Origin of the sequence: Natronorubrum thiooxidans, from assembly GCF_900156475.1 — an archaeon.
In the GTDB taxonomy this organism is placed as follows: domain Archaea; phylum Halobacteriota; class Halobacteria; order Halobacteriales; family Natrialbaceae; genus Natronorubrum; species Natronorubrum thiooxidans.
This window is the reverse complement of the sequence record NZ_FTNR01000005.1, coordinates 253,671-260,444: the sequence shown is the minus strand read 5'-3', so window position 1 is coordinate 260,444 and position 6,774 is coordinate 253,671. Positions and strand designations below refer to the sequence as shown.

The 6,774-nt window shown below is 63.3% G+C and carries 7 protein-coding genes; 2 read left to right on the top strand and 5 right to left on the bottom strand.

The genetic code is table 11. The features are described from left to right. Positions 1–177: 177 nt before the first annotated feature. On the top strand, positions 178–978 hold the full coding sequence (locus BW940_RS09400; RefSeq protein ID WP_076608935.1) for a sulfite exporter TauE/SafE family protein: 801 nt from the start codon (positions 178–180) through the stop codon (positions 976–978). Between the two features lie 79 nt (positions 979–1,057). Further along, a complete protein-coding gene (locus BW940_RS09395) occupies positions 1,058–1,507 on the top strand; it encodes a hypothetical protein (RefSeq protein ID WP_235847789.1) in 450 nt (149 codons plus the stop codon). On the opposite strand, the gene BW940_RS09390 is transcribed toward BW940_RS09395, so the two are convergent. The 5 genes from BW940_RS09390 to BW940_RS09365 form a co-directional block, all read right to left on the bottom strand. Continuing rightward, positions 1,439–2,728, bottom strand: a complete 1,290-nt coding sequence (locus BW940_RS09390; RefSeq protein WP_076608934.1) for an RNA-guided endonuclease InsQ/TnpB family protein — start codon at positions 2,726–2,728, stop codon at positions 1,439–1,441. The two genes, BW940_RS09395 and BW940_RS09390, sit on opposite strands and share 69 nt — an antisense overlap. Then, on the bottom strand, positions 2,725–3,120 hold the full coding sequence (gene tnpA, locus BW940_RS09385; protein ID WP_076608933.1) for an IS200/IS605 family transposase: 396 nt from the start codon (positions 3,118–3,120) through the stop codon (positions 2,725–2,727). The genes BW940_RS09390 and tnpA overlap by 4 nt, the downstream gene beginning before the upstream one ends. 394 nt (positions 3,121–3,514) lie before the next feature. Then, a complete protein-coding gene (serA, locus tag BW940_RS09375; protein ID WP_076608931.1) occupies positions 3,515–5,101 on the bottom strand; it encodes a phosphoglycerate dehydrogenase in 1,587 nt (528 codons plus the stop codon). 199 nt (positions 5,102–5,300) lie between these two features. After that, positions 5,301–5,705, bottom strand: coding sequence for a DUF7475 family protein (locus BW940_RS09370; protein WP_076608930.1), 405 nt, complete (start codon positions 5,703–5,705; stop codon positions 5,301–5,303). 152 nt (positions 5,706–5,857) lie between these two features. Continuing rightward, positions 5,858–6,754, bottom strand: a complete 897-nt coding sequence (locus BW940_RS09365; RefSeq protein WP_076608929.1) for a DMT family transporter — start codon at positions 6,752–6,754, stop codon at positions 5,858–5,860. Between the last annotated feature and the right edge of the window lie 20 nt (positions 6,755–6,774).

The following is a 6,774-nucleotide window of genomic DNA, read 5'->3' as shown; positions in this document are numbered from 1 at the left end:
TTATCGCACCGGATGGATTGCGGTCTCAGCCAGTCCCTAGTGCCTCGTTCACGGCCTAGGCCCTTAGCTGCGGGATTTTCATGGATTCTCTATATTCAGCAGGCAATACCTATCATGTGTTCTGTATTTTAATAGGGGCGGGCAGGGTTATGTGCCAAGCAAACGAAACGAAAACACGTGTTCTCACAGCACGCGGTCGTCACCGTCGATCCGTCGACCGCCGTATTCGTCCTCGCAGCACTTCTCTTGGCCGGCGTCGTCACCGGCATCGCCGGCTTCGGCTTTGCCCTCGTCGGGACGATGGCGCTGGCGACCGTCGTCGAGCCCTCGGTCGCGGTCGTGTTAATGATCGTCCCGATTCTCGCGACGAACGTCTCGCTGTTGGGCGAACTCGATGCTGACACCGTCCGCTCGTGTAGCCGGCGCTTTTGGCCCTACGTGCTGGCGACCCTCATTGGCACGCTCGTCGGCATGGCCGCCCTCGAGTCGATCCCGGCCGATCCGCTGACAATCACGCTCGGGGTCGTAACGCTTGCGTACGTCGGGGCGACACAGCGGGCAGTTCCGATCCCCGGACGCGCCGCACTCGAGGATCGCTGTTTCGTCGAACGGCCGGGGATGATGGTCGGCCTCGGGACCGTCTCAGGGATCGTCTTCGGCGCGACGAACGTCGGCGTGCAGGTCGTCGCCTACGTCCGAAGTCGTGACCTCGAGCCGGGGCTGTTCGTCGGCGTCCTCGCACTCGTGTTCGTCGGCATCAACGCCGCTCGAGTGGGGTTCGCTGCGCTCTTCGGTCTGTACCCGTCGCTCGAGATCGGTCTGCTTTCGGTCGCGCTCGGTGCTCCGGCTATCGCGGGCGTACTCGCCGGCCGGTACGTACGGCCGCGTCTCCCGGAACGAGCCCAGCGACTCGGTGTGCTCGCGCTCCTCGGGTTGATCGGCGTTCGGCTCATCCTCGGTGGACTCGGGGTGGCCTGAGCGAATCCCATAGCCCTGTCGCTGGAGTGTCTGCATAGTTGTCACAACGATTGTGGTGGGGCGGTCCGTAGGACAACACATGCTCCGTCGGCTTCGCGAAAACGGTCCTATCATCCTCGTTCCGCTCGCGTGGACGTTCGTCACCGCCGTCCACCTCGGCCTCGCGAGCGAGCACGCGCTGTTCATCGCCCATCTGGTGATGGCAGTGATCATCGTGGTCTTCACCGCCCTCTCGTGGTCGGCGATGGACCGCGGCGTCTTGCTGGCGTGGCGGCGCGTGCTGCTCGCTGGTCTCGTCGTCACGCTGGCTGGGGGTGTCGGCTTTCTGGGCCCGGCGGTGGCGACGCCACTCTTTGTGCTCAGTCTCGCTGGTTGGATGCTCATCCCGGCTGCGGGGCTGGCCTACACGATTGACATCCTCCGCGCGCTAAAGCGCGAGGATTCCACCGTGGGGGTTCGGCTACGCCGATTCCCCGGCGGTAACTTGCGGGTGTGTATGCTCCTCGTTGGGACGGTGAGCGCGTGGTGACGCCGACCATGAATGGTCGTCCCACTTGAGGCATACGGGCCGTGCCATCGGCCGTGGTACATTCGATTCGTGGCGTCGGAGGAACGTCTCCGACGCGGTGAGGTCCGCGTGGCCCTCGAAGCCGCACGGACACGTGAGCGTGTCTTGGTGCCGAGTCGTGCGGTCGGTCGAACCACATCCCGGACACGTCTGACTCGTCCACGCTTCGGGGCGGACCTCGACGGAGATGCCGAACTCTTCGGCCGTACACGCCAGCCGGTCGATGAACGCGCGGAACGCCCAGAAGTTGTGCGTCTTCTGGTTCGCCCGCACCGACCAGTGTGTCTCCAGTACGTCGGTGAGGTCGCCGACGTACACCGTCGCTACTCCCACCTCGTACAATCGCTCGAAGAGGTCGCGGGCAAGCGCGTCCATGGCGTGGTCGCGCCGTCGCGTCCGGCGTCGGTACAGGCGTCGAATCCGCTTCGACGTGTACCGTCCCTCTTCGCGCTTCACCTTCGACTGGTATTTGGCGATTCGGCGGGTCGTTTCGCGGAACCGCTCGAAGAGGTCGCGCCCCTCGTACAGATACTGCTGTCCGGTCGTGGTTGTACAGGCGACGATGTTGTTTGTGCCAATATCCAGAGCAGCCGTTTCGTCGGCTAATGGTGAGTCCTGTCGAGAATCATCCGTGGTGACAGGCTGAATGGCCCTGAATCGGTCGCTCAACTCGTCGTAGTACAGTTCCAGCCGGCCTTGGTCACCCGACCACTTCGGCTTCCCACGAACGTCGAGCGTGAGCCGTTCGCGGTAGCCCATGTCGTACTCGTCCTTGAGGTCGCTGCCGACCGTGATTTCGATGGTCGAACGGTCGCTCCAGCGGAGCGTGTACTGGTCGTTGCGGATGTAGATCCGCAACTCCCGGCCCTCTTCCTCGTTGCCCCAATAGCCCGGCAGGCCGTTGGCTTCGCCTTTTTGTTTCAGGGCGAAGAACGACCGCCACGCTTCGGTATTCTTGCGAATTACCTGTTGGGCAGTGGCACTCCCGAGGACACCGACGTACTGCTTGCGGTAGTCCTCGGTCTCCCACACCGACTTGTCGATGTCGGGGTCGGTGAAGTTCTGTCGGCGCTCGTAGGTGAGTTGGTTCCACAGCGAGGCAGAGGCGTCCAACAGCCGGTGAAGCAGTTCTTCGTCGGCGTCGGAGCGCGGGACGACGGTGAAGGAGTTGACGCGCCTCATGCGGTCCACTCCCCGTCTTGCTTGTCCTTTTGCTCGCGGATGTACTGCTCGACGACATCTTTCGAGACGCTGCCAGCAGTCCCAACATAGTACGAACGCGTCCACTTGATACGGTCGTTGGACCGCTCATTGTACCACCGAGCGGAAATGCCTTTCACCCAGTTGACAATGAGCGACGGGGCGTTCTTCGGCGGGCTGCCGATGAACAAATGAACGTGGTCGGGCATGATTTCGGCTTCGACCAGTTCGAGGTCCTTGTCTTCACAAATTTCCTCGAAGATGGAGTGAAGCCGGTTGGCGGTCGCACCCGTGAGGCGCTGCTCCCGGTACTTCGGGATGAATACTACGTGGTAGTAGAGTTCATAAACAGCATGACGAGTGCTCTTCACCATGTGCGTATACCATGGTTAGCATGGACAGTAAGTGTACCGGTCGAACCCCGGTCCCTGCCACCGTCGGTGGACTGTTTAGCCGGGCCTATCGCTCGACCCCGCCCTGAAGGGCGAAACTTGCGCTCGAAAATCACGTCAACACGTCGCCGAGGCTCCGCAGCGCTATCTCCTCGGAGCCGTCCTCAGCGTCCTCGGCCTGCTCGTCTACGCCGGTTCCTCGCTGGCCGGGAGCGATATCGGCGTGCTGGTCGCAGGACTCAGCCTCGTGAACGTTGGGCAGACAATTGGCATCGCAACCGCGGTCGTTCAGTACTGAGCACAGCCCATACGGCATCCCGCGAGCGCACACAGGACCAGTTGCAGAAAAACAGCAAAACCGAGCCGAACGGGCCGCTCAGTTCTGACCGTTCAGCGTGATGTAGTTGATCCCGATGATCCGGTCGTCGCCCTCGAGTTCCGCCTTCGCTTCTTCTGGGACCTCGCTGTCGACGTTGTAGACGGTCAGCGCCTCGCCGCCGATGGTCTCGCGGGCGTTGAACATGCCGGCGATGTTGACGCCGTGTTTGCCCATGACGCTCCCGATAAGACCGATGACGCCGGGTTCGTCGGTGTTGCGCGTGACGACCATCTTGCCGTGGGGGATGGCGTCGACGCGGTAGCCGTCGACACGGACGATTCGTGGGTCGTCGCCGGCGAAGAGCGTGCCGTCGACGGAGACCTCGTCGTCGCCGTTACTGACGGTCACGGAAATCAGGCTCTGGAAGTCCTCGGCCTGTCGGGTCTTGGATTCGGTGACGTCGACGCCGCGGTCCTCGGCGATCTGTGGCGCGTTGACGGCGTTGACCTGCCACTCGAGCGGTTCGAAGACGCCTTTGAGCGCGCTCGCTGTGACGAACTCGACGTCCTCCTCGGCGATCTCGCCCTCGTAGGTGATCTCGATGGACTCGACGCGATCGTCGAGCAGTTGGGCAGCGACCTTGCCGCCTGTCTCGGCGATGTCGATGTACGGCTCGAGTCGTGGGAAGGCGCTCTCGTCGATCGACGGCGCGTTGAGCGCGTTGGCGACCGGTTCGCCCGCGATCGCGGCGTTGATCTGGTCGGCCGTCGAGGTTGCGACGTTCTCCTGGGCGGCTTCCGTCGACGCGCCGAGGTGGGGCGTGACGATGACGTCGTCGTGCTCGAGCAGCGGCGAGTCAGCCGACAGCGGTTCTTCGGCGAAGACGTCCAGTGCCGCGCCGGCGAGCGTGCCGTCTTCGACCTTCGCGGCGAGAGCGTCTTCCTGAATGATGCCACCGCGGCCGACGTTGACGATGTAGCCGTCCTCGAGGAGGTCGAGTTCGTCTGCACCGATCATACCCTCCGTCTCGGGGGTCAGCGGCGTGTGGATCGTCAGGAAGTCAGCAGCCTCGAGACAGTCCTCGAAGTCGACAAGTTCAGCACCGAGGCGGTCGGCACGCTCCTCGGAGATGTAGGGATCGAAGGCGACAAGGTCCATGCCCAGCGTGTTGAGTTTCTTGGCGACCTCCTGGCCGACGCGGCCGAGGCCGACGATACCGAGCGTCTTGCCGTCGAGTTCGGTCCCGAGATACTCGCTTTTGGCCCACTCGCCGTTTTTCAGGCGGATGTGTGCCTGCGGGATCGAGCGCGCGGTCGCAAACGTCATCGCGACGGTGTGTTCGGCTGCCGCACGAACGTTGCCTTCCGGCGCGTTGGCGACGATGACACCCTCGTCCGTCGCCGCCTCGATATCGATGTTGTCGACGCCGATGCCCGCTCGGCCGACGATGACGAGTTCCTCGGCCGCCTCGAGCACCTCATCGGTGACCTCGGTTCCCGAGCGAACGATCAGCCCGTTGGCGTCCGAGACCGCCTCGAGGAGGTCCTCGCCCTCGAGTTCATAGCCCGTCTCGACCTCGTGGCCGGCGTCTCTGAGTACGTCCAGACCCGCATCCGCAATGGGATCCGTGACCAGTACTTTCATGCGCGAGACAATCGTGCGGAGCAGGTAAACCCTTCCGTTGTCGTGCTCGGGTGGCAAAATATACCACCTCCTCGAAGACGGACCAATCAACGGCTACCTCGGCTATCCGTCGGGCGATCGGCTCGAGAACGGTAACGCGTCAGCGATGGCGAGGTGGCCAAAAACCGGCGGCAAAAGTGGATCGATGACGGACACCCGGTCACTCGGCAACAGCGTACAGATAGACGGCACAGACCGCAAGCACGGCCTCAGCGCCCTTCGTGATGACCGCGATTGGGTTCAGCGAACCCTCCATGTAGAACGCCTCAACGCCCCAGCCCTGGACCGGAAAGAGCGCGAGGATAGTGATGATTGAGTACGCCGCCGCGACGAGAAACAGCGACCGACGCCAGTAGGGCGTCAGGTACAGAATCGCACCGCCGACGAACCCGAGTCCGTTGAGGATGAATAACACGGCGAGCACCGTACTGAACTGGATTGCGTTCATCGTGGCCAGCAGGTGTAACACGCCGGTAATGAGTGCCATGACAATGGCAACGTATCCGATCGGGTTCGACGGCCGAGCGAACCTCTGGTTTGTCTCGGTTGTGGGATTTGCGCTCATGACTGTGTTGTGTGCAAGGTCGGGCTAAAACCATCTGGTAGGACTATCGAAATAGACGTCCTCTCCGGCCAGAAGCCGAGGTTTTGTGCCTGTTCCTCACACGACAGAGATGGGGCGAGAGGGCGAAGGAGCCGATCCCGATTGCGCGTCGATCAGAGCGTGATCAACACCGCACCGATGACCACCAGCGCCGCACCTGCGATGACGCCTTTTGTCACGCGCTCGAGGTCGCGCAAAAGGACGGCCGCAAACAGCAACGTAAACAGCGGCGCGGTCGCGACCAGCGGGTCGACGATGGCGATCCGACCTTCCTCGAGGCCCAGCGCGGCCATCAGCGAGAGCATCGCGACGGTCGTCAGGAGGCCACTGCCAGCGAAGTACGTGTACGACGCGCGCGGACGCTCGAGGATGTCACGCCCGCCGACAGCGGCCACGTAGGCGAGCAGCGCGACCAAGCCAGCCGTCTCGTTTATCGCGACGGCCTCGAGTGCCGAAATCGGCGACTCGAGCATGCCGTAGCGGCGAGCGACGTTCGCGACCGCGAAGGTGGCCGCGGCGGCGATCGGCCACAGCAGATCGCGGGGCTGCCAGCCCGCGAGGTCACCGCCTTTCGAGGCCGTCAACACGGCGAGGCCGGCGACGAGGACGACGATGCCGACGCCGGTCACCGGACCCAGTGGCTCGCCGAGAAAGGCGAGCGCGATCAGCGTCGCAAACAGCGGCCGCGTACTCAGGATCGTACTGTTGAGACTCGCCCCGACTTTGTCGACGCCGACGAAAATCGTGATCCGCCCGAGCGCGGTTCCGACCACGCCCGCGAAGACGAAGATCGCGATCACCTCGAGCGTGAGCCCCGAAAACGCCGACCGGCCGTAGACGGCGGCGATAACGAGCCAGTAAATCGCCGAGTCGACGACCACGACGACCAGCGACGCCTGCACGGAGCCACCGCCCGCGGCCATCCCGCGCTTGTCGAAAATCGGCGTAAAGCCCCAGAAAATCGCCGGAATCAGGGCGAGGACCACCACCTCGAGCGTCGTGCTCGTCATCGCGGCTCACCCACAGGACC

Excerpts from the sequence above, each read along its gene's own strand:
- BW940_RS09395 (WP_235847789.1), top strand. The coding sequence starts at position 1,058 with ATGCTCCGTCGGCTTCGCGAAAACGGTCCTATCATCCTCGTTCCGCTC.
- BW940_RS09390 (WP_076608934.1), bottom strand. The coding sequence starts at position 2,728 with ATGAGGCGCGTCAACTCCTTCACCGTCGTCCCGCGCTCCGACGCCGAC.
- tnpA (WP_076608933.1), bottom strand. The coding sequence starts at position 3,120 with ATGGTGAAGAGCACTCGTCATGCTGTTTATGAACTCTACTACCACGTA.
- serA (WP_076608931.1), bottom strand. The coding sequence starts at position 5,101 with ATGAAAGTACTGGTCACGGATCCCATTGCGGATGCGGGTCTGGACGTA.
- BW940_RS09370 (WP_076608930.1), bottom strand. The coding sequence starts at position 5,705 with ATGAGCGCAAATCCCACAACCGAGACAAACCAGAGGTTCGCTCGGCCG.
- BW940_RS09365 (WP_076608929.1), bottom strand. The coding sequence starts at position 6,754 with ATGACGAGCACGACGCTCGAGGTGGTGGTCCTCGCCCTGATTCCGGCG.